Annotated in this window: 19 protein-coding genes; 6 read left to right on the top strand and 13 right to left on the bottom strand. The window is 68.3% G+C overall.

What is annotated here, in order from left to right; genetic code table 11:
* Nucleotides 1–3 precede the first annotated feature (3 nt).
* Nucleotides 4–747 (top strand): DUF3159 domain-containing protein, encoded by a 744-nt coding sequence (locus tag IE302_RS10535; RefSeq protein WP_191254247.1) that lies wholly within the window; start codon nucleotides 4–6, stop codon nucleotides 745–747.
* On the opposite strand, the gene IE302_RS10530 is transcribed toward IE302_RS10535, so the two are convergent.
* Together IE302_RS10530 and IE302_RS10525 are read right to left on the bottom strand one after the other, a co-directional pair.
* On the bottom strand, nucleotides 744–1400 hold the full coding sequence (locus IE302_RS10530) for a potassium channel family protein (RefSeq protein ID WP_007033567.1): 657 nt from the start codon (nucleotides 1398–1400) through the stop codon (nucleotides 744–746). The genes IE302_RS10535 and IE302_RS10530 overlap by 4 nt on opposite strands.
* Nucleotides 1400–2065: a potassium channel family protein gene (locus IE302_RS10525; RefSeq protein WP_191254245.1), complete on the bottom strand. Its 666-nt coding sequence runs from the start codon at nucleotides 2063–2065 to the stop codon at nucleotides 1400–1402. Before IE302_RS10525 ends, IE302_RS10530 begins: the two co-directional genes overlap by 1 nt.
* Nucleotides 2066–2161: 96 nt before the next feature.
* Here IE302_RS10525 and IE302_RS10520 point away from each other — a divergent pair, with 96 nt between their 5' ends.
* From IE302_RS10520 to IE302_RS10510, 3 genes are all read left to right on the top strand, one after another.
* On the top strand, nucleotides 2162–4204 hold the full coding sequence (locus IE302_RS10520; protein WP_191254243.1) for an APC family permease: 2043 nt from the start codon (nucleotides 2162–2164) through the stop codon (nucleotides 4202–4204).
* Nucleotides 4201–5406, top strand: a complete 1206-nt coding sequence (locus IE302_RS10515; protein ID WP_191254242.1) for a class I SAM-dependent RNA methyltransferase — start codon at nucleotides 4201–4203, stop codon at nucleotides 5404–5406. Before IE302_RS10520 ends, IE302_RS10515 begins: the two co-directional genes overlap by 4 nt.
* A gap of 315 nt (nucleotides 5407–5721) precedes the next feature.
* The gene (locus tag IE302_RS10510; RefSeq protein ID WP_229907703.1) at nucleotides 5722–6075 is read left to right on the top strand and encodes a hypothetical protein; all 354 of its coding nucleotides are present in this window, start codon (nucleotides 5722–5724) and stop codon (nucleotides 6073–6075) included.
* A 78-nt stretch (nucleotides 6076–6153) separates the two neighbouring features.
* Here IE302_RS10510 and IE302_RS10505 read toward each other — a convergent pair whose 3' ends face one another.
* The 6 genes from IE302_RS10505 to IE302_RS10480 form a co-directional block, all read right to left on the bottom strand.
* Nucleotides 6154–6693, bottom strand: a complete 540-nt coding sequence (locus IE302_RS10505; RefSeq protein WP_229907702.1) for a GNAT family N-acetyltransferase — start codon at nucleotides 6691–6693, stop codon at nucleotides 6154–6156.
* Between the two features lie 151 nt (nucleotides 6694–6844).
* Nucleotides 6845–8101, bottom strand: coding sequence for an HNH endonuclease signature motif containing protein (locus IE302_RS10500; RefSeq protein WP_191254238.1), 1257 nt, complete (start codon nucleotides 8099–8101; stop codon nucleotides 6845–6847).
* Nucleotides 8102–8231: 130 nt separating this feature from the next.
* Nucleotides 8232–8816, bottom strand: coding sequence for a DUF1062 domain-containing protein (locus IE302_RS10495; protein WP_229907701.1), 585 nt, complete (start codon nucleotides 8814–8816; stop codon nucleotides 8232–8234).
* A 45-nt stretch (nucleotides 8817–8861) separates the two neighbouring features.
* Complete coding sequence (locus tag IE302_RS10490) at nucleotides 8862–10415, bottom strand: GMC family oxidoreductase (RefSeq protein ID WP_191254236.1); 1554 nt, start codon at nucleotides 10413–10415, stop codon at nucleotides 8862–8864.
* A complete protein-coding gene (locus IE302_RS10485) occupies nucleotides 10412–11923 on the bottom strand; it encodes an APC family permease (RefSeq protein WP_191254234.1) in 1512 nt (503 codons plus the stop codon). The genes IE302_RS10490 and IE302_RS10485 overlap by 4 nt, the downstream gene beginning before the upstream one ends.
* A 16-nt stretch (nucleotides 11924–11939) precedes the next feature.
* Nucleotides 11940–13427: an aldehyde dehydrogenase family protein gene (locus IE302_RS10480; RefSeq protein WP_191254232.1), complete on the bottom strand. Its 1488-nt coding sequence runs from the start codon at nucleotides 13425–13427 to the stop codon at nucleotides 11940–11942.
* Nucleotides 13428–13644: 217 nt separating this feature from the next.
* On the opposite strand from IE302_RS10480, the gene dxs reads away from it, so the two are divergent.
* The gene (gene dxs / locus IE302_RS10475; RefSeq protein ID WP_191254231.1) at nucleotides 13645–15549 is read left to right on the top strand and encodes a 1-deoxy-D-xylulose-5-phosphate synthase; all 1905 of its coding nucleotides are present in this window, start codon (nucleotides 13645–13647) and stop codon (nucleotides 15547–15549) included.
* A gap of 275 nt (nucleotides 15550–15824) precedes the next feature.
* Here the strand turns inward: dxs and IE302_RS10470 are convergent, their stop codons facing one another.
* The gene (locus tag IE302_RS10470) at nucleotides 15825–16352 is read right to left on the bottom strand and encodes a TetR/AcrR family transcriptional regulator (RefSeq protein ID WP_191254229.1); all 528 of its coding nucleotides are present in this window, start codon (nucleotides 16350–16352) and stop codon (nucleotides 15825–15827) included.
* A gap of 92 nt (nucleotides 16353–16444) precedes the next feature.
* On the opposite strand from IE302_RS10470, the gene IE302_RS10465 reads away from it, so the two are divergent.
* A complete protein-coding gene (locus IE302_RS10465) occupies nucleotides 16445–17260 on the top strand; it encodes an oxidoreductase (RefSeq protein ID WP_191254227.1) in 816 nt (271 codons plus the stop codon).
* Here the strand turns inward: IE302_RS10465 and IE302_RS10460 are convergent.
* The 4 genes from IE302_RS10460 to speB all read right to left on the bottom strand — a co-directional run bounded on the left by IE302_RS10460 (nucleotide 17257) and on the right by speB (nucleotide 22791).
* Entirely contained in the window at nucleotides 17257–18699 is a 1443-nt protein-coding gene (locus IE302_RS10460) for a purine-cytosine permease family protein (protein WP_191254225.1), read from the bottom strand. The genes IE302_RS10465 and IE302_RS10460 overlap by 4 nt on opposite strands.
* Nucleotides 18700–18782: 83 nt before the next feature.
* Entirely contained in the window at nucleotides 18783–20189 is a 1407-nt protein-coding gene (locus IE302_RS10455) for an aminobutyraldehyde dehydrogenase (protein ID WP_191254223.1), read from the bottom strand.
* Nucleotides 20186–21841, bottom strand: coding sequence for a thiamine pyrophosphate-binding protein (locus tag IE302_RS10450; protein ID WP_191254221.1), 1656 nt, complete (start codon nucleotides 21839–21841; stop codon nucleotides 20186–20188). The genes IE302_RS10455 and IE302_RS10450 overlap by 4 nt, the downstream gene beginning before the upstream one ends.
* On the bottom strand, nucleotides 21838–22791 hold the full coding sequence (speB, locus tag IE302_RS10445; protein ID WP_191254219.1) for an agmatinase: 954 nt from the start codon (nucleotides 22789–22791) through the stop codon (nucleotides 21838–21840). Before speB ends, IE302_RS10450 begins: the two co-directional genes overlap by 4 nt.
* Nucleotides 22792–22800: the final 9 nt, after the last annotated feature.

Below are 22800 nucleotides of genomic sequence, written 5' to 3'. Positions count from 1 at the left end.
ATCGTGACTGAATCCGCCGGCGGCGAGCAGAAGAAGACCGGGGAACCGGACGACGACGACAAGCCGCAGCCCACCCTGCTCGAACAGATGGGTGGGCTGTCGGGACTGTTCTATTCCTCGCTGCCGGTCATCGTGTTCGTCATCGCGAACGCCATCTTCGGCCTGACGGTCGGCATCTGGGCCGCGGTGGGCAGCGCGGTGGCGATCACCGTGCTGCGGATCGTGCGCAAGGAGCCGCTGCAGCCGGCCATCTCCGGTTTCTTCGGCGTGGCGATCGCGGCGTTCATCGCGTACCGGACCGGATCGGCCAAGGGCTTCTTCCTGTTCGGCATCTGGACGAGCCTGGTCTACTGCGGCGTCTTCGTGCTGTCGATCGTCGTGCGCTGGCCGCTGGCCGGGGTGGTGTGGAACGCGCTCAACGGCAGCGGCCACGCCTGGCGCAAGGACAAGAAGTCACTGATCGCGTATTCGATCGCGACCGGCGCCATGGCGCTGATCTTCGGCGCCCGGTTCGTCGTGCAGCGCTGGCTGTACAACGAGGACTACACCGGCTGGCTGGCCTTCGCGAAGATCGCGATGGGTTACCCGCTGTACGCGCTCGGCCTGCTCGCCGTCGTCTGGGCGGTGCGGCGGTCGGACAAGCACCTCAAGGCGCTGGCCGAAGAGGCTCCGGCCGAGGAGACCGACGCCGAGGTCGAGGCTCGCCTGCGCGCGAAGTACGCGCAGGCGCCCGCCACGGACAACTAGTACCCCAACGCGGTCCGGATCTCCGGCTCCACATCGGACGTCGCCACGAACAGCAGCTCGTCACCCGGCTCCAGCGGGTCTTCGGGCTGCGGCACGATCACCCGGTCCCCGCGCAGGATCGTCACCAGCGCGGCGTCCCTCGGCAGGTTGATCTCGCTGACCGCCTTGCCCGCCAGCGGGGTCTCCTCCGGGAGGGTGAGTTCGACGAGGTTCGCCTGGCTCTGCCGGAACGTCATCAGCCGCACCAGATCGCCGACGCTCACCGCCTCCTCGACCATCGCCGCGAGCATCCGCGGGGTCGACACGGCGACGTCGACGCCCCAGGCGTCGTTGAACAGCCACTCGTTGGCCGGGTTGTTCACCCGCGCCACCACCCGGCGCACCGCGAACTCGGTCTTCGCCAGCAGCGACACCACGAGGTTGGCCTTGTCGTCGCCGGTCGCGGCGATCACGACGTCGCACTGCTCGATCCCGGACTCCTCCAGGATCGACACCTCGCACGCGTCGCCCAGCACCCAGTCCGCCTGCTCGACGGTGTGCGGCTCGAACTGGTCGGCCTCGCGTTCGATGAGCATCACCTGGTGACGCCCGTCGATCAGCTCCGCGGCGATCGACCGGCCGACCGCGCCCGCCCCGGCAATCGCGACCCGCATCAGTTCTCCTCTTCCGGTTCGCGAGCGGCGACGCTGGTCACGTCGCTGACGGTGCCTGACTTCGCGGCGACGTACACGACGTCGTCCGCCTGGATCACGGCTTTGGTGTCGGGCAGGACGGCGGTGCCGAACCGCATGATGAACGCGACCCGCGCGCCGGTGGTGTCCTGCAGGTCGCGCACGCTGTGCCCGACCCAGCCCTCGTGCAGGGGGAGCCGCAGGAGCGCCACGCTGCCCGAGGGGTCCCGCCACTCCGAGGCGACGCCGTCGGGCAGCAGGGTGCGCAGGAACCGGTCGGTCGTCCACGGCACGGTCGCCACGGTCGGGATCCCGAGCCGTTCGTAGACCGCCGCGCGCTTGTGGTCGTAGATCCTGGCGACGACCTTGTCGATGCCGAAGTTCTCCCTGGCCACGCGAGCCGAGATGATGTTGGAGTTGTCGCCGCTGGACACCGCCGCGAAAGCCCCCGCGCGTTCGATCCCGGCCTCGATCAGCACCTGCCGGTCGAAGCCGACGCCGACCACCTGCTGACCGTGGAAATCACTGCCGAGCCGCCGGAACGCCTGCTGGGTCTTGTCGATGATGGCGACTTCGTGCCCCAGCCGCTCCAGCGCCGCGGCAAGGGATGCGCCTACCCGGCCGCATCCCATGATCACCACGTGCACGCCCTGCCTCCTTCGTCGTCGGACGTTCACCCGTCCGCAGGTACCCAGACATACCAGCGCCGAACCTACCGTGAGCACCGCCCGTATGCTTCCGTGGTGTCGAAGTTCCCGACCGTATTGAAGCGGCTCGTCCTCGGACGTCCATTCCGGAGTGACCGCCTCTCGCATACGCTGCTGCCGAAGCGCATCGCGCTGCCGATTTTCGCGTCCGACGCGTTGTCGAGCGTCGCCTACGCGCCTGAGGAAATCTTTCTGACCCTCAGCGTCGCCGGTTTGTCGGCGTACGCGTTCGCGCCGTGGATCGGCGTCGCCGTCGCGCTGGTCATGCTGGTCGTGGTGGCGTCCTATCGGCAGAACGTGCACGCCTATCCCAGCGGCGGCGGCGACTACGAAGTCGCGAACACCAACCTGGGCGGCAAATTCGGTCTCACCGTCGCCAGCGCGCTGCTGGTCGACTACGTGCTCACCGTCGCGGTGTCGACGTCGTCCGGTGTGGCGAACATCGGGTCGGCCATTCCGTGGGTGGCGCAGCACAAGGTGATCGCCGCGGTCGTCATCGTGGTCGTGCTGACCGCGCTGAATCTGCGCGGAGTACGCGAATCGGGCAAAGCGTTCGCGATCCCGACCTACGGCTTCATCATCGGCATTCTCGGCATGGTGATCTGGGGGCTGATCGAGGCCGCATCCGGCGCCGACATGCGCGCCGAGAGCGCCGATTTCGGGCTGCACGAAGAAGCGTCCTTGACCGGATTCGCGTTCTTCTTCCTCCTGCTGAGGACGTTCTCCTCCGGCGCCGCCGCGCTGACCGGGGTCGAGGCCATCAGCAACGGTGTCCCGGCGTTCCGGAAACCGAAGTCGAAGAACGCGGCGACCACGCTGCTGATGATGGGCGTGCTCGCGGTCACGATGCTGGTCGGCATCATCACGCTGGCGATCATCACCGAGGTCAAGTTCGCCGAGCACCCGGAGACGCAGCTCTCCGGCGCGCCGGCGGGGTACGAGCAGAAGACGATCGTCGCGCAGATCGCGCACGCGGTGTTCGCCGACTTCACCCCGGGCTTCTACTACATCTCCTTCGTCACCGGGATCATCCTGCTGCTGGCCGCGAACACCGCGTTCAACGGTTTCCCGGTGCTCGGCTCGATCCTCGCGCAGGACCGTTATCTGCCGCGTCAGCTGCACACCCGGGGCGACCGGCTGGCGTTCTCCAACGGCATCCTGTTCCTGTCGGCGTTCGCGCTGATCCTGATCATCGCGTTCGACGCCGAGGTCACCAAGCTCATCCAGCTCTACATCGTGGGTGTGTTCGTCTCGTTCACGGTGAGCCAGGCCGGCATGATCCGGCACTGGAATCGCCTGCTGGCCAGGGAAACCGATCCGACGGTGCGGCGGCGGATGCGGCGTTCGCAGACGGTCAACGCGATCGGCCTCACCATGACCGGCACCGTGCTGGTCATCGTGCTGGTCACGAAGTTCCTGCTCGGCGCCTGGATCGCGATCGCGGCGATGGTGGCGATCTACGCGCTGATGACCGCGATCCGCAAGCACTACGACCGGGTCGCCGAGGAATTGCGCGAGATGGACCGCAAACCGGCCGTATTGCCTTCGCGCAACCACGCGATCGTGCTGATTTCGAAACTGCACCTGCCGACCCTGCGCGCCCTTTCCTACGCCAAGGCCGTGCGGCCGGACGTCCTGGAAGCCGTCACGGTGAACGTCGACGACGTCGAGACGCGCAAACTCGTCCAGGAATGGGACGACCACAATTTCAAGGTGCCGCTGAAGGTGATCGAATCGCCGTATCGCGAGATCACGAAACCCGTGCTGGACTACGTGAAGCGCGTCCGCGGCGACAATCCGCGCAACGTGGTGACCGTGTTCATCCCCGAGTACGTGGTCGGGCACTGGTGGGAGCAGGTCCTGCACAACCAGAGCGCGCTGCGGCTCAAGGGACGGCTTCTGTTCCAGCCCGGTGTGATGGTGACCAGCGTGCCGTGGCAGCTCGAATCGTCGGAGAAGGCGATCAAACGCGACCGGAAGGCACGTCCGGCGGCAGGCGACGTCCGGCGCGGGTTCTCCCCGGTCGTCAAGCAACCCGAAAAGACCAAGCCCGAAAAAACTAAGGACAAAGCAGAATGAGTGTGGACGCGTCGACCGGCACCTGGCTCGGACGGACGATCGAGCTGGAGGTCGGCGCGGTCGCGCACGGCGGGCACTGCGTCGCCCGGGCGGAGGGCCGGGTCGTGTTCGTGCGGCACGCGCTGCCCGGCGAGCGGGTGCTGGCCTCGGTCACCGAGGACAAGGGCGGCTCGTTCTGCCGCGCGGACGCGATCGAGGTCCTGGAGGCGTCACCGGACCGCGTGGAGCCGCCGTGCCCGCTCGCGGCGCCGGGGGAGTGCGGCGGCTGCGACTGGCAGCACGCCACCCCGGGGTACCAGCGTGAACTCAAGGCCGCGGTGGTCATGGAGCAGCTGAAGAGGCTGGCCGGGATCGACCGCGAGGTCGTCGTCGAGGCGCTCGACGGCGGCCCGCTGGACTGGCGCAGCCGCGTCCGGCTCGTCGCGGGCAAGGACGGGCGCGCGGGGTTCCGGGCGCACCACAGCCACCGCGTGATCGCGATCGACGACTGCCCGATCACCGTCCCCGGCGCGCTCGACGACGTCGTTTCGCGGAACTGGCGGCCCGGCAGCGAAATCGAGGTCACCAAGGACGGCGAGGGCCAGGTGCACCTTCGCGACCTTTCGACGGTCCACGGGAAGACCCGGTCGCGGCAGCTGACAGGTGGCCTCGCCGTGCAGCACGCCGCCGGCCGCGAGTGGCGCCTCGACGCCCACGGTTTCTGGCAGGTCCACCCGGCCGCCGCGGACACGCTCGCCGCCGTCGTCGCGGAATGGGCCGAGGCGCCGCGTGACGGCGTGGCGTGGGACCTCTACGCCGGTGTCGGTCTCTTCGCTTCGGTGCTCGCTTCGCAGGTCGGCCCGCGTGGGCGTGTCCTGGCCATCGAATCCGGCCGTCGTGCCGTCACCGACGGCGAAGAGAACCTGGCCGACCTCCCGCAGGTCCGCTGGCGCTCCGGCCGCGTCGAGCACCTGCTGGCCGACGCCCCGAAACCCGTCGACGTCGTAGTCCTCGACCCGCCGCGCAAGGGTGCCGGGAAGGCCGTCGTCGAGTCCATTGTGGAGGGTTCGCCGGACCGGATCGTCTACGTGGCGTGCGACCCGGCGGCGCTGGCCAGGGACATCGCGCTGTTCAAGGAGCACGGATACGGATTGGTGGATCTGCGTGCTTTCGACGCCTTCCCGATGACACATCACGTCGAATGTGTTGCATTGTTGCAATAACGGTGTATTTGTAGACCGTCGGAATGGATTGGCTTCGTTCGGCTTGTCCGGGTGCCGGAGTGCTCGCTAACTTGTGTTTCGTGTCCACGGGGCAGCGCGGGTACTTCGGACACTTTTCCTGAGTCGTGGGATTTCTTTGGCCTTGGTCATTTCCAAGGTCTGTTTCGCGACTCCTGACGGGCTTTCGACGCGAATGGGTTTCGGCTATGGACTATCTTACTTCAGTCTGCGGTGACTGCGACGGAAAAGGCTGTGTCGGCTGCGACGGGCACGGCACGATCACCATTGTGGAGGACTGACCGAGTGCTCCCCTCCATGCTTCCTCCGGGTGTCACGGCACAGGAGGTCAGCTATCGCAACGGTAGAAAACAGATCATCTACACGGCACCGTATCCGTCCGAAGGGCCGGTGCTGGTGCGGGACGTGATGGACAGGCAGGCATGGATGTTCATGTACGCCCATTTCGTCTTCACTTGGGTGGAAGGCGCGGTCCAGGTGCAGGTCAGTCACGGAACCCTGAGCGGACCGAAGATGCCACTGTGGTCGGGAATCAGGATTCCCGCCTATTGGTCGGGGCCCGCACTGGCCGAGTTCGGGCAAGCGTGGGCGCTGGAACAGATCACGGGGAATCGCGGCACTCCGGCCGCCATCCGGGAATCGGTTCCCTGAGTGGTGGCGTGGGCGACGGTGAGGGAATCGGGACACTCAACTTCCCGGTTCCTTCACCGTCGAGGGGATGGTCCGATCCTACGTTCCGGGGCGATGCTCTGAGCGGAGCAGGCCGTAGACGAGCACATCGACATACTCGCCGTGGTAGAAGGACCTGCCGTGCATGACCCCTTCCCGGCGGAACCCCAGGCGTTCGAGGGCTTTCTGCTCGCCGAGGTTGCCGCCATTGGTGAGGGCTTCGATTCTGTTCGCGGTCGTGCGGCCGAACAGGTAGTCCACGAGCAGCCTCTGCGCCACCGTGCCCACCCCCTGTCCACGATGCTCGGGCAGCACCCCCACGCCGATCTCGTAGGTGACACCCAAGGGGAAGCCGCGGGGCTTCCAGGAGACGATGCCGATCACCGTGTCGTCGGCCCGCGCGATCGCCACCGCCGCGGACTCGGCGGAGATGTACCCGTCGAGCTCCCATCGCTTGCGGCGTGCCCTCGGATCACCGAACCCGGGCCACTCGAACTCGCCGAGCGCATCGGGATCCGTGCAGAGGCGGTCGAGAAAGGCGAGGTCGGTCTCGGTGAACGCCCTCAAGTGGACGTTGTCCGGGCGGTTCGCTGGAGTCATGAAGCCCAGTATCGCGCCCGGAACATCACCCGTCAGGCAGTGAGCACCTGCGCTCCGGGGCGGTGGGCGAATCTCTCCGGGTCTGTGCGGGCGTGGGCATGCCGAGGGGCCCGTCGCCGGTGTGGCCGGCGGGCTCCTCGGCATGCGGAGTTCAGGTGACGACGCGGTGGAGGACGTTGCGCCGGGGATGTCGTAGCGGGTCCAGATACTGCGGCGGTACGAATTCGGGTAGTCCGTCTCCGGCGATCCGGACTGTCCAGTCACCGTGGTGGATCAACCGGTGATGGTAGGAGCAGAGCAGGACCAGGTTCCGCAGGTCGGTGGGGCCGCCGTCCGCCCAGTGCTGAATATGGTGCGCGTGACAGTGTTTCGGCGCCCGATGACAGCCGGGGAACGCGCAGCCCCCGTCGCGGATGTTCAACGCTCGGCGTTGGCCGGGGGTGACGAATCGTCGCATCCGTCCGACGTCCAGCGGTTCACCGGCAGCGCTGAGCGCGACGGGGATCATCAGGCAGTCGCAGGCCATCAGGCGCGCTTCGCGGGCGGTGATCTTCCCGACGAAGTCCAGGCACGCGGTCCCGAGCCCGGTCTTGAGGGCGTCGAGGCCGACAGTGACGTGCACCAGCGTGCGATACCCGGACGTCCCGGGCTGATCCGGGCAGGCGGCGGCGAGGTCGAGGACGTCGGCCCACGCGTCACCGTAACGTTGCGGCATGGTCCGGTGGTCGGCCTGACCGAACTCGTCGACCGGCCGCTTCGCCCCGTAGGCGTCCAGGATGGCGGCGGTGCGGGCCCCGGTTTCGGGGTCCAGCAGACCGGAGAGTTTCCAGAACCCGTCCTTGCGGCGCTCGACGAACACCTCCCGCCGTGGCGGGGCGGGGTCGGGATCTCGGGGTTCGTTCCCGTCGGGGTCCAGGTGTGCGAGGAGGTCGGCGCCGGCTTGGGCGATCTCTTTGGGGCCGGCGTGGCGGGCGAGGTCGGCGAGGATCTTGTCCGCGCCCTCGCGCTCGCCCGCGGGGAGGTCGGTGGGGATTTTCCGGAGGATCTCCAGGATCAGGTCGATGTGCTGGTCCCCGATCGCGCCGTCCTCGGCCGCGGCGGCGGTCGCGGGCGCGAACACCGTCACGGCGCCACCGACCTCCGGGACGGGGTTCAACGCCAAAGCCCGGTTCACCGTCTCCCGCGCGTCGCTCGGGGAAAACCTCGCGATCTCGGCGAACCAGGACGCCGCGCTCCCGTGGCCGTACAAGTCTTCCGCGCCTCGTGTCTCGATCTCCGCCAGGTATTTCCCCAGCGCGGCGGAGGCCACCCTCATCACCTGCACCAGGTGCGTCACGCCGTGGGCAAGCTCCAGCTTGCCGGCGCGCCACAACTCCTGCGGCAGTTCGGGAATGAGGGTCTCGGACACCCCTCCATATTACCGAAATACAACCATTGATTGTTCGTAATTTTAAGCGACAATACTAATTGCAGGATGACCACTGAAGAGTGAATTGACCCGGCTGGCATTGTGACGCCCAGTCTTCACGGACCAAGCCTCAGCGTTTCAGTGTGAAGGTGAAGTCGCCCGAGACCTTTCCGCTCAACCGCACCGCCGAGACCACCTTCCCTTCCTCCAGGAGCCTCTCGACCTCGCCCCGCGAAAGACCGCATCCTTCGGCGATCAGCCGTACCGGACGGACCGGGATCCGTGCCGCGAAGCGAACCGCGACTTCGAGCGGGTCCCCGAAAACCGGCCCGCCGGTATCGAGGCGCCAGGCGCCATCCCAATCGAGGGAAACTCGGTTACGGCGAAGCACGGTCGGATCGGCAAGGAGTTCGGCCGCCAGGCCGAGGTCGTTCTCGTGCAGCCGGTCCAGCAGCTCAGGCTGTACGGAGCGTACGTTCACCCGCTCCAGGATCGTGAGTTTCGCGGTGTCCCCGCATCCGGTGCAGCGCACGAGGAGCCAGACGTCGAGGAGTTTGTGGTTGGCGTTGACGCGGAATTTGCCGTTCGCCCGGAAACGTTCGGAGGCGCAAGCGTGGCAACGGCGCAGGACCGAAGGCAGGCAGGTGGGTACGACGACGTGGTCCGGCAGCACGGTAATGGCGCCGGAGGGACCGTTCCACTGGTTTTCGGGCAAAGCGAAGGCCCCCTGACCGAAGCCAGGGGGCCTTCCCGAAGAAGCTCAGGAGCGCGCGTCCTCCTTCAGCATGTCCGCGCACTTCTCACCGATCGCCATCGTCGTGATGCACGGGTTCACCGCGACCAGGAACGGCATCGCCGAACCGTCGGCGACCCGCAGGCCTTCGACGCCGCGCACCCGCAGCCGGGCGTCCAGCACGGCCAGCGGATCCCCGTCGCCGCCCATTTTCGCGGTGCACGAAGGGTGATAGACGGTGTTGTGCGTCTTGCGCAGGTAGTCCGCGATCTCGTCGTCGGTCTTGACGTCCCTGCCGGGTGCCAGTTCCGTACCCGCCCATTCGTCCAGCGCGGGCTGTTCGGCGATCTTGCGGGCCAGCTTGATGCCGTAGGTCATCACGCGCATGTCGTGCTCGTCGGTGAAGTACCGCGGGTCGACCTTCGGCTTGTCCCGGTAGTCGCGGCTGCGCAGCCGCACCGTGCCGGTCGACCGCGACCGGGTGACGTTCGGGGTCAGGCAGAAGCCGTTCTCCGTCGTCGGGTAGCCGTGCCGCAGGGTGTTCATGTCGAACGGCACCGAGCCGTAGTGGAACATCAGGTCCGGCCGGTCGAGGCCGTCCTCCGTGGTGGTGAAGATGCCGATCTCCCACCATTGCGTGGACTCGGTGGTCATCGGCTGCAGCGCGTCCCACTGGATGACGCCCTCGGGGTGATCCTGCAGGTTCTCGCCGACGCCGGGGGAGTCCACCAGGACGTCCACGCCGACTTCGCGCAGATGGTCGGCCGGGCCGATTCCGGACAGCATCAGGAGTTTCGGCGTGTCGATCGCGCCCGACGACAGGATGACCTCGCGCCGTGCGCGCAGCTTCACCCCGTGGATCAGGTCGTCGGCCAGGTATTCCGCGCCGGTGCAGCGTTTGCCGTCGAACAGCAGCCGCCGGACCCGGGCGCCGGTGATGATCTCCAGGTTCGGCCGTTTGCCGATGATCGGGTGCAGATACGACACCGACGCCGACGAGCGCGTGCCGTCCTCGCGTGCGTTGATCTGGAACCAGTTCGCGCCGTGCGTCACGGTCTTGCCGGAGTTGAACTCCGTCCGCGGGATGCCCGCCTGCTCGCAGGCCTGCAGCAGCGCGACGCCGGTCGGGTCGTTCGGCGGCACCGACCGGATGGTCACCGGGCCCGAGCGGCCGTGGTGGTCGCCGGGGCCGTCGTTGGTCTCAAGGCGCTTGTACAGCGGGAAAATGTCCTGGGCCGACCAGCCGGGCAGGCCGAGCGACGACCATTCGTCGAGGTCTTCCGCGGGCGCCCAGAACGCGATGCACGAGTTGTGCGACGAGCAGCCGCCGAGCACCCGCGCGCGGGCGTGGCGCAGGAACGAGTTGCCGGAGTCCTGCGGTTCGACCAGATAGTCCCAGTCGTAGCCGGATTCCAGCAGGCCCATCCACTTCGTCAGTTCCAGCACCGCCGGATCGTCCACATCGGACGGTCCGGCTTCCAGGAGTGCCACGGTGACGTCCGGGTCTTCCGAGAGTCTCGCCGCGACCACCGAACCCGCCGTCCCGCCGCCGACGACGATGTAGTCGAACTCTCCGGTCACTGTGCTGCCTCCTCGGGATGTGCTTCCGCGGCGTGATCGGCGAGGACGCCGCTCTTGTGCCGCAGGACGAACCAGTAATACGCGAAACCGGCGACCGCCACCGCGCCGACGAACAGCACGGCCCCCCATTCGAGGTACCAGTGGTAGGGCTCGGTGGCGTTGTAGACCTCGCGTCGCGGCCACGCCAGGTTCACCACGATCGCCCCGCCCCACAGCACGCCGACGATGTTGACCGGCAGCCCCAGCTTGCCGAGGGAGAAGTACTTGGCGCCCTCGACCTTCGGCGGCGGCCACTGCCCGCGGAACCGCTTCACCAGCATCGGGACGGTGACCAGCAGGTACGCCAGGTAGATCATGATGATGCCGATGCTGGTGATCACCGTGAAGATCTGCGGCTGGCCGACGTTGACCACCAGGATCAGCACCGCGATCACCCCGGACACGATCGCGGGGACCACGGGGGTCTTAGTCTTCGGAGAGACCCGCGCGAGATGCTTGCCGGCGGGCAGGTTGTTGTCGCGGCCCATCGCGAACATCATCCGGATCGCCGCCGACTGCACGGCCAGGTTGCAGACGGTGATCGCGATGACCACCGCCAGCAGGAAGATCGTGCCGACGGTGCTGCCGAGCACGTCGAGGACGATGAACTGCAGGCCACCGGTGGCGATCTGCGGGTTGTTGATGTCGCCGACGGCCATCAGTGCCAGCAGCAGGATGAGCCCGCCGATGACGAACGACGCGATCAGCGCGCGCAGGATCGCCTTGGGCGCGTTCTTGCGCGGGTCGTGGCTTTCCTCGCCGAGTGAGCTGGCGGTGTCGAAGCCGTACATGACGTAGGTCGACGCGAGCGAGGCGACCAGGAACGCCCCGAAGTAGCCCCACGGCTGGTCTGCGCCGGTGTCGTTGGTCTGCATGACGACCTCGGGGCCGCGCGTGATGTTCACCGCGAGCGCCACGATCAGCAGGACCGCCGCGATCAGTTCGATGAACACCCCGGCGCTGTTGATCCGCGCCATCAGCTTCACGCCCCAGGCGTTCACCAGCGTGGTGAACAGGATCAGGATCGTGCCGAGGATGACCGCGTTCACCGCGCTGTCACCGGAGAACGAGAAGAACGACGAGATCTGGGGGAGCGTGATCTGATACGCCAGCGCCACGGCCGCGATGCTGACGATGGACGCGGTGAGCATCATCCAGCCCGCCAGCCACGCCACGTGCGGGCTGCCGAGTCGTTTCGACCAGTTGTAGATCGAGCCCGCCACCGGGTAGTGCGCCGCCAGTTCGGCGAAGGACAGCGCGACCATCAGCTGGCCGACGAAGACCATCGGCCACGACCACCAGTAGGCGGGCCCGCCGAAGCTGAAGCCGAAGTAGAACAGCTGGAAGGTGCCGGTCAGGATCGAGATGTAGCTGATCCCCGCGGCGAAGGTGTGGAAGTTGCCGAGCGTTCTTTCGAGTTCCTGTTTGTAGCCGAAACCGGCCAAGCCGTCATCGGAAGGAGTGCTCATCGGCAGTTTCCCCTCTTCAGTTGGATGCGGCGGGCTCCCCGGAGAACCAGCGCTGTGGTGCGGGCCGGAGGTTCTGGTAGATGTGTTTCGCCTCCGTGTACTCGGCGAGTCCGGTCGGGCCGAGCTCCCGCCCGAAGCCGGACTGCTTATAGCCACCCCATTCCGCCTGCGGCAGGTACGGGTGGAAGTCGTTGATCCAGATCGTGCCGTGCCGCAACCGGTTCGCGACCCGCTGCGCGCGGGAGGCGTCGGAGGTGAACACCGCGCCCGCGAGGCCGTAGTGCGTGTCGTTGGCGATGCGGACGGCGTCGTCCTCGTCGGTGAAGGTCTCGACGGTGAGCACCGGGCCGAACGATTCGTCGACGACGGCGCTGCTGCCCTGTTTCACGTCGTCGAGGATGGTCGGCAGGTAGTAGTGCCCCTTCGCGAGCTCGCGATCGTCGGGACGTTTGCCGCCGGTGCGCAGGACGGCGCCCTCTTCCAGTGCCTTCGCGACGTAACGTTCGATCTTTTCCAGATGGGCGGCCGAGATCAACGGACCGGTTTCAGCCTTCGGGTCGAAAGGACCACCCAGTCGGATCAATTCGGCGCGCCGGACGAGTTCGTCGACGAACCTCTCGTGCCACTCCTCCTGGACGATCAGGCGGGCGCCCGCCGAGCAGACCTGCCCGGAGTGCAGGAAGACCGCGGTCAGCGCGTAGTCGACGGCGGTGTCGAAGTCCGAGTCGGCGAAGACGACGTTCGGGTTCTTGCCGCCCAGTTCCAGCGCGACCTTCTTGATCGTGGCGGCGGCCGAGGCGGCGATGATCTTCCCGGTCGCGAGGCCACCGGTGAACGAGACGAGGTCGACGTCCGGGTGCTCGGACAGCGGCGCCCCGGCCTGCGCGCCGGCGCCGAGCACCAGGTTCGCGACGCCGCCGGGCAGTCCGGCCTCGGTCAGCAGCTTCATCAGCATGATCGACGTGTGCGGGGTCAGTTCGCTGGGCTTGAGGACGAACGTGTTGCCCGCCGCGAGCGCGGGGGCGACCTTCCAGATGGTCTGCAGGAGCGGGTAGTTCCACGGCGTGATCAGCCCGCAGACACCGACCGGCTCGTGCACGATCCGGCTGAACGCGTCCGGGTTGCCGGTGTCGACCACGCGGCCGGCGTCGTTCGCGGCGAGCTTGCCGAAGTAGCGCAGGCAAGCGGCGATGTCGGCCATGTCGTATTCGCTCTCGACCAGCCGTTTCCCGGTGTCGAGCGACTCGGCGCGGGCGAAGGCGGCGGCGTCGCGGTCGAGCAGGTCGGCGGCCTTCAGCAGCAGGTCACCGCGTTCGGGCGCGGGGGTGGCGGGCCACGGGCCGGTGTCGAAGGCCTTCCTTGCGGCGGCGATGGCCGCTTCGGTGTCCTCGCGGGTGCCTTCGGCGACCTCCGCGACCAGAGAGCCGTCAGCGGGGCAGCGGATCTCCCGGCGGCCACCGCCGACCGCGTCGACCCATTCGCCACCGATGAAAAAATCCGCCATCGAACCCTCCGGAACCGGCTCCTGCTCAACCGTCGATCAGCGATTATCGCGGCCACCCGACGTGACCGCTACTTGGCAAAAGAGACCATGTTCACACCGTCGGGTGTGGTGTGGTGATTTTCTGACATGTGACCCGTGACGCGGGGGACGGAAGACTCTCAGCCGCCCTCCGTAGACTGGCCGGAACGGCGGAAGAGGAACCAGGCGAGGTGGGAGAGTGACGTTGCTCGAGTCCGTGCACGGACCGGCCGACTTGAAGCGGATGAACCCGGAGCAGCTCGGCGAGCTGGCCGCGGAGATCCGGGACTTCCTCGTCGAGAAGGTGCGGCTCGCCGGTGGTCACCTGGGCCCGAACCTGGGTGTGGTCGAGCTGACGATGGCGCTGCACCGGGTCTTCGACTCGCCGAGCGACGCCATCGTGTGGGACGTCGGCCACCAGGCGTACGTGCACAAGATCGTCACCGGCCGTCACGACGGCTTCGACAAGCTGCGCCAGCTCGGCGGCCTCACCGGCTACCCGGCGCGCGGCGAGAGCGAGCACGACCTCGTCGAGAACAGCCACGCGTCGACCGCGCTGTCCTATGTGGACGGTCTGGCGAAGGCGTTCGAACTCGGCGGTGGCGGCAGGCACGCGATCGCGGTCGTCGGCGACGGCGCGCTGACCGGCGGCATGTGCTGGGAGGCGCTCAACAACATCGCCGCGAACCCGCGCCGCCCGGTCGTCATCGTCATCAACGACAACGGCCGCTCGTACTCGCCGACCATCGGCGGCGTCGCGGACCACCTCGCGTCGCTGCGGCTCAAGCCGGGCTACGAGCGCGTCCTGGACCGCGGCAAGGAACTGCTGCGGCACACGCCCCTCGTCGGCAAGCCGATCTACGCGGCGCTGCACGCGGCGAAGGCCGGGCTCAAGGACGCGCTGAGCCCGCAGATGATGTTCTCCGACCTCGGCCTCAAATACCTCGGCCCGGTCGACGGGCACGACCTCGCCGCGCTGGAGAAGGCGTTCCAGAGCGCCCGCGACTTCGGCGGCGCGGTCATCGTGCACGTGGTCACCGAGAAGGGCCACGGCTACGAGCCCGCGGTGACTAACCAGGCCGACCAGATGCACCAGACCGACCCGATCGACCCGGAAACCGGCCTGCCGCCGGTCAAGGGCCCGAGCTGGACCGGCGTCTTCGCCGACGAGCTGGTCAAGATCGGCGCCGACCGCGAAGACGTCGTCGCGATCACCGCGGCCATGCTGCGCTCGACCGGGCTGCACAAGTTCGCCGAGGCGTACCCGGACCGCTGGTACGACGTCGGCATCGCCGAGCAGCACGCGGTGACCTCGGCCGCCGGTCTCGCGATGGGCGGCAAGCACCCCGTGGTCGCCGTCTACTCGACGTTCCTGAACCGGGCGTTCGACCAGGTCCTGATGGACGTCGCGCTGCACCGCCAGCCGGTGACGCTGGTGCTGGACCGGGCGGGCATCACCGGACCGGACGGGCCGAGCCACCACGGCATGTGGGACCTGTCGCTGCTGGGCATGGTGCCGGGCATGCGGGTCGCCGCGCCGCGCGACGCCGGCACGCTGCGCGAGGAACTGCGCGAGGCCGTCGCGGTCGAGGACGGGCCGACGGCGCTGCGATTCTCCAAGGGCGGCGTGATCGACTCCGTGCCCGCCGTCGAACGCGTCGGCGTGGTGGACGTGCTGCGCAAACCGACCGGCGACGCCGACGTCCTGCTCGTCGCGGTGGGCGCGTTCGCGATGCTCGGGCTCGCCGCCGCGGACCGGCTGGCCGACCAGGGCATCGGCGTGACCGTGGTGGACCCGCGCTGGGTCGTCCCGGCGCCCGCCGAACTGGTCGCGCTGGCCGAGCAGCACAAACTCGTCGTGACCGTCGAGGACAGCGGCCGCCACGGTGGCTTCGGATCCGCGCTGGCCGCGTTGTTCCGCGACGCCGAATGCGATGTCCCGCTGCGGGATCTCGCGGTGCCGCAGGTGTTCCACGACCACGGTTCGCGCGAGGAGGTGCTGGCCAGGGTCGGGCTGACCGCGCAGGACGTGGCGCGGCGGGTGACCGAGTGGTCGGCGAACCTGTCGAGCCGGACGCCGGCGCCGGAGGACACGCACCGCTGAGTCGTACGCCGGTTGGCCCCTTCTCGTCTGTCATGAAAGGGTCGTTCAGGACGAAAAGTGTCCTGAACGCCCCTTTCATGACACTTGGGGGTCGGGGCACGCGCTACGCCCGCCAGACGGTGCCCCGCCGCTCGTACTCCAGCACCACTTCGGCCCGTTGCGCGGCTTGAGCGCCCAAGAACCGCTCCACGAGCCACAGTGAAACCTCGAGTCCCGTGGTGATCCCGCCGCCGGTGATCAGAGGTGATGTACCCAGTGGTCGCGCGGAAACCGCGTCAGGTTCCCGTGAGCCGGGCGACCGAGCGGACGACGAGGTCGCGGGTCGCGGCGGGAGAGGAAAAGCTCAAAAAGGACAGGTGCAGGACGAGGCTCAGCAGTTCCTCGGCGTCGAAGTGGTCCGGCACGGAACCCGAACGCTGGGCGGCCCGGATCGCGGCCACCTTGTCCGCGTGTGCCCGGACCTCCGCTTCCGGAACGGCGTCGAACCCGTTCTCCAGCCGCAGCCAGCCCATGAGCCGCAGGACTTCGGGATGCTCCAGGTAGCGGTCGAACAGCCTGCCCGCGTAGCCGGGTAGGTCGTCCGGGGTGATCGGGACGGCCTTGATCGCCGCGTCCACCTGTTCCTGCACGACCGTCTCGAACAGAAACTCCTTGCTGCAGAAATAGGCGTAGATCAGCGCCTTGTTGGCGCCCGCGTTCTTCGCGATGCGGTCCACCCGGGCGCCCGCGATGCCGTACGTCGCGAACTCGGTCGTCGCCGCGTCCAGCAGCTTCCGCTTGGTCGCTTCCTTGTCCCTGACCATGTGACCCAGTCTAACTAACTGGTTGGTTGACAGCTAGCCGGGGGCCGTGGCAATCTGAATTGGCAACCAACTGGTTAGTTAGGAGTAGGGACATGAAGGTCGCACTGGTCACGGGCGCATCCGCGGGAATCGGCGAAGCCACGGCCCTCGCGCTGCGGGAGGCGGGCTACACGGTCTACGGTGCCGCGCGCCGCGTCGAGCGGATGGCCGGGCTCGCGGAACGCGGGATCAAGGTCCTCGCGATGGACGTCACCGACGACGCGTCGATGGTCGCGGGCATCGAGCGGATCATCGAGGAGTCCGGCCGCATCGACGTCCTGGTCAACAACGCGGGCTACGGCTCGTACGGAGCCTTCGAGGACGTGCCGCTCTCGGAAGGGAAGTACCAGTTCGAGGTCAACCTGTTCGGCCTCGCGCGGCTGGTCCAGCTGACCACGCCGCAGATGCGCGCCCAGGGCTCCGGCAAGATCGTGAACATCTCCTCGATCGGCGGCAAGATCTACGAACCGCTCGGCGGCTGGTACCACTCGACCAAGTTCGCGGTCGAAGGCCTGAGCGACTCACTGCGGCTGGAGCTCAAGCCGTTCGGCATCGACGTCGTGGTGATCGAGCCCGGCGCCATCAAGACCGAATGGGGCGGCATCGCCGTCGAGAACCTGCTCAAGACCTCGGGCGACACCGCGTACGCGCCGCAGGCCAAGGCGCTGGCGAAGTTCTTCGGCCAGGCCGCGCGCGGTTCCCATCCGAAGGTGATCGCCGACGTCGTCCTGAAGGCCGTCCGGGCCCGGCGCCCGAAGACCCGCTACGCCGCGGGTTTCGGGGCGAAGCCGATCCTATTCGTGCGCCGGGTGCTCCCGGACCGCGCCTTCGACGCGCTGTTCCTCGGGGCGCTGCGCCGCTTCGCCTAAGCGGCGACAGCCGGTTCCGTGACGGGCTCGGCGTACGAGTAGACCTCGCGCGGCTCGGGGAAGAGCTTCACCAGCACCGGATACGCGATCGCCGCCGTGCACAGCGTCACCACCATGCTGATGTCGACGCCGCCCGCGATGTCCTTGAGCGGCCCGGCGATCATCGGGGTGTTGGCGGTCAGCAGGCCCAGCGTCGTCGCCGGGATCCAGGCGGCCATCGCGCGCCAGTTCACGCCGCGGGTGAACCAGTAGCGCCCGCCCTTGCGACCCTGGTTGAAAACCTGGAGGTCGTCCGGATCGTAGAATCCGCGCCGCAGCACGAAACCGATCATCATGATCACCATCCACGGCGACGTGCACAGCACGATCAGCGTGGCGAAGGCGTTGATGCTGGACACCATGTCCAGCACGAAATTGCCGACGAAGATGAACACCACGCTGAGCGAGCCGATCAGCAGTGTCGCCTGGACGCGGCTCAGCTTCACGAAGATCGAACTGAAATCCAGGCCGGTCCCGTAGAGCGAAGTCGTCCCGGTGGACAGCCCGCCGATCAGCGCGACCACGATCAGCGGGATCGCGTACCAGAGCGGGGAGATCGCGGTCAGGCCGGTGATGTAGTCGGCCGGATCCGCGACCAGGGTCGCGGTGGCGATGCCGAACCCGAACGGCAGCAACGTCGCCACCTGCGCCAGGAACGGCGCGGCCAGCAGGGAACGGCGGCTGTGGCGCGCGGGGATGTAGCGCGTCCAGTCGCCGAGGAAGGCGCCGAACGAGATCGGGTTCGCCATCGTGGTGAGCGCGGCGAGGATCCAGGTCGGCCAGAAGTCCCCGAGCGCGTAGGCGCCGGTGCCGGCGAACCCGGGGTCGAACGTGCCGCCGTAGGCGATGATCCCGAGCAGCATGATCGCCGTGCCCAGCACCACGGCGACCCGGTTCACCAGCAGCATGAACCGGTAGCCGTAGATGCACACCACCAGCGTCGCGATCGCGATGACGCCGTACGCGACGCCGCGGAGCACTTCGCCGCCGTCGAAACCGAAAAGCCGTTGTGCCGCACCGGCGACGGCGTCGCCGCTCACCCACACCGAGATGGCGAAGAAGGTGATCGCCGTCAGCAGGGAGAGAAAGGAACCGACACAGCGGCCGACGACGCCGAAGTGCGCGCCGGAGGAGACCGCGTTGTTGGTCCGGGTGAGCGGCCCGAACAGCGACATCGGCGAGAGCACCAGCGCGCCGACGACCACACCCGCGACGGTGGCGGCCACCGCCGCCCAGAAGCTCAGGCCGAAGGCGATCGGGAGGGTCCCGAGGATGATGGTGGCGAAGGTGTTCGCGCCGCCGAACGCCATGCGGAACAGGTCGCGCGGACGCGAGGTCTGTTCCTCCGGCGGGATCGGCGCGATGCCGTGCTGCTCGACTTCGGTGACCTTGTCACCCATGGGGACCTCCAAGTACGCGCGTTTCGTCCTCTGAATGCGGTGGTTCGTACTGCCAACTACCGCGTTCAGAGGACGAAACGCGGTCAGGCGAAGCGGGTCATGACGTGCTTGACGCGGGTGTACTCGGCGAAGGAGTAGGACGAGAGGTCCTTTCCGTGGCCCGAGTGCCCGAAGCCGCCATGAGGCATTTCCGAGACCAGCGGCCCGTGGGTGTTGACCCAGACGCAGCCGAAGTCGAGTTCGCCCGAAACGCGGGTCGCGCGTCCGAGGTCATGGGTCCAGATCGACGACGCGAGCCCGTACGGGACGCCGTTCGCCAGGCGCACCGCCTCGTCTTCGTCCACAAAGGACTGGACGGTGATGACCGGGCCGAAGATCTCCTCCTGCACGATCTCGTCGTCCTGCTTCAGGCCGGAGATCACGGTGGGGGAGAAGAAGAACCCGCGATCACCGGCCGGGGTGCCGCCGGTCTCCACGCGGGCGTGCGACGGCAGCCGTTCGACGAGCCCGCGGACCCGGCCGAACTGTGCCTCGCTGTTGAGCGGGCCGAAGTCCGCGCCGGGCTTCTGCGCGGCGGCGGCCTTGGTCAGCTCCGTGACGAACTCGTCGTGGATCGCCGCGTCCACCAGCACCCGGCTGCCCGCGGTGCAGTCCTGCCCGGCGTTGTAGAACGCCGCGCCGACGATGCCCTCGGCCGCCTCGGCGAGGTTCACGTCGCCGAAGACCAGCAGCGGCGCGTTCCCGCCGAGTTCCAGGTGCGTGCGCTTGAGGTCGGCCGCCGCGACGGTGGCGACGTCGATGCCTGCCCGGGTCGACCCGGTGATCGACACCAGTTCGGTGATCGGGTGCTTCACCAGCGCGCGGCCGGTGTCGCGGTCTCCGCACAGCACGTTGAAGGCGCCCTGTGGAAGGAACTCCGCCGCGACCTTCGCCAGCAGCACGGCCGTCGACGGCGTGGTCTCCGCGGGTTTCAGCACGACGGTGTTGCCCGCCGCCAGCGCCGGGGCGATCTTCCAGACGCCCATCATCAGTGGGTAGTTCCACGGCGCGATCTGCGCGCAGACACCGACCGGTTCACGGCGGATGGCCGACGTGTGCCCCGGCAGGTACTCACCGGACGCGGTGCCTTCGAGCTGCCGTGCCGCGCCGGCGAAGAACCGCAGGGCGCTGACGCACTCCGGGATCTCCTCCTCCAGCACGACGTCCCGGATCTTGCCGGTCTCGCGGATTTCGAGTTCGGCGAACTCCTCCGCGCGGGCTTCGACCGCGTCGGCGATCTTCAGCAGCGCGAGCTGACGCTGCGCGGGAGTGCTCTTGCGCCACACCTTGAACGCCCGTTCGGCGGCCTCCAGCGCGGCGTCCACATCGGACTGCTCGGACAGGACGCTGGTGCCGAAGACCTCGCCGGTGGCGGGGTCCACCAGATCGAGCGTCCGCGAGCCCGCCGCCGGTACCTCGGCGCCGTCGACGAAATTCAGGACCTGAGTCATTTCTTCTCCAGGTGGGTCGGCTCGAACATCTTCAGCAGGGCTGGGACGACGACCACCGACGGGCCGGGGGTGCCCAGCGCGTCGACGAGGTCCTTCCCGACGGTGTCCAAAGAGGACACGGTGGCGCTTACGCCGAAAGACTTCGCCAGTGCGGCGAAATCGGGCCGCGCGAGTTCGGTGGCGGTGGACTGGCCGAAGGCGCCGGTCAGGTATTCGCGCAGGATGCCGTAGCCGCCGTCGTCGATGACGAGCCACGTGACGTTCAAGCCGTGCTGGACCGCCGTGGCCAGTTCCGCGACGCCGTACATCGCGCCGCCGTCGCCGGACACCGCGAGCGCCGGGCCGCCGGTCGCCGCGGCGCCGCCGAGCGCGCCGGGCAGGCCGTAGCCGAGGCCGCCCGCGCCCTGCGCGGTGTGGATCGGCGCGCCCTCGGGGTTCCACGCCGACCAGGCCCAGTAAGCCGCGATCGTCATGTCCCAGAACGTCTGCGTGCCTTCGGGGACCGCCGCGCGGATGTCGTCGATGAGCTTGCGCTCGGCTTCGAGGGGCTGGCCGTCGAGGCGTTCGCGCACCTTGGCCAGCAGATCCGCCACCGCGGCTTCGGCGACGCCGTCGGCCTGGCGGAACGGCACCTGCTCCAGAAGCGCTTGCAGGGCGAGCCGGACGTCGGCATGGATGCCCAGCGCCGGGTAGTTCGACTCCAGCTTCCCGAGATCGGCCTCGACCTGGATCACCCGGCCGCGCGGGGCGAACTCGCGGTAGTTGCTGGACAGCTCGCCGAGCCCGGAACCCAGCACCAGCAGCACATCCGCGTCGGAGAGGAACTCGGTGCTGTGCCAGTCCTCAAGCCAGGACTGCCCGGAAAGTTCATGGTCCCAGCCGAAGACGCCCTTGCCGCCGAACGTCGACAGCACCGGCGCGCGCAACGCCTCCGCGAGCGCCTTCAGCTCCGCCCGCGCGCCCGAACGCAGCGCGCCTCCACCGGCGAGGATCACCGGATTCTTCGCCGCGCCAAGGAGATTCGCGGCTTCGGTGACGAGTTCCGGCAACGGGGCGAGCGGCGCGGGCTGTGCCGTCACCGAGGTGATCTGCGGCAGATCCGTCGTCGCCAGCAGGATGTCCTGCGGGATCTCGACCCACACCGGGCCGTACGGCGCGGTCGCCGCCGATTCCCACGCCTCGCGCAGTGCCGTCGGGATCTGGCTGACGGTGCGCACCACGTGCACCGACTTCACCACATCGCGGAAACTGGCCTGCTGATCGGGCAGTTCGTGCAGGTAGCCGTGCCGTCCGCCGCCGAGCCCGGCGACCGGGATCTGGCTGGAGATCCCGAGCACCGGGACCGACGCGGCCCGGGATTCCTGCAACGAAGCCAAAGTCAGCAGCGCGCCGGGACCGGTCGACACGATCATCGGCGTCACCGGGACCGGGCCTTCGGGGTCCGCCGCGAGCCGGGCACGCGCGTGCCCGTCGGCCGCGAACGCCAGGTTGTTCTCCACCCGCGAGCTGATGACGCGCAGGTCGTCCGTGCGCCGCAACGCTTCGAACAGGCCGAGCGCGTGCTGGCCGGGCAGGCCGAACACGGTGTCCGCGCCGAGCGCGTGGAGGGTTTCGACGACTACGTCGCCGCCTATCCGTTCAGTGCTGGTCATGCGCCCTTCCCCAAACTGAGCAGGCTCACCAGGTCGTAGGCGACGTGGGAAGCCGCGATGGCGGTGATCTCGGCATGATCGTAAGCCGGGGCAAGCTCGACGACATCCGCTCCGATGAGGTTGCAGTCGCGCAGCCCGCGCAGGATCTCCAGCAGTTCGCGGCTGGTCATCCCGCCCGCTTCGGGGGTGCCGGTGCCCGGCGCGTGGGCCGGGTCGAGCACGTCGATGTCGACCGAGATGTAGAGCGGGCGGCCTCCGATGCGCTGGCGCAGCGCGTCGACGGTCTCGGCGACCCCGCGGCGCATGACGTCGCCGGAGGTGACGATGCCGAATCCGAGGCGGCGGTCCTCTTCCAGGTCCCGCTTGCCGTACAGCGGGCCGCGCGTGCCGACGTGGGACAGCGCTTCGGTGTCGAGGAGGCCTTCCTCGGACGCCCGCCGGAACGGGGTGCCGTGCGTGTACGGCTCGCCGAAGTAGGTGTCCCAGGTGTCGAGGTGCGCGTCGAAGTGCAGCAGCGCCACCGGTCCGTGCTTCTTCGCCGCCGCCCGCAGCAGCGGCAGCGCGATCGTGTGGTCACCGCCGACGGTCACCAGCCGCGTCCCGCCCGCGGTCAGCGCCTCGGCCTCGTCCTGCAGGGTCTCGATCGCCTCGCCGATGTTGAACGGGTTGAGCGCGATGTCGCCCGCGTCGACCACCTGCGTTTCGGCGAACGGCGAAACGTCGAGTTCCGGGTGATACGGGCGAAGGAGCCGGCTGGCCTCACGGAGCGCGGCGGGGCCGAAGCGCGCGCCGGGACGGTAGGACACCCCGGCGTCGAACGGCACCCCGACGACGGCGACGTCGGCGCGCTCGACCTGATCGAGCCGCGGCAGCCTCGCGAAGGTCGCGAAACCGGCGAACCGGGGCACCCTCGAAGAGTCGACGGGTCCGATCGGGCTCTGGTGAGGCACGGTATCTCC

The organism is Amycolatopsis oliviviridis (assembly GCF_014654365.1).
Lineage (GTDB): Bacteria > Actinomycetota > Actinomycetes > Mycobacteriales > Pseudonocardiaceae > Amycolatopsis > Amycolatopsis oliviviridis.
This window is presented reverse-complemented; position numbering and strand designations above follow the sequence as displayed.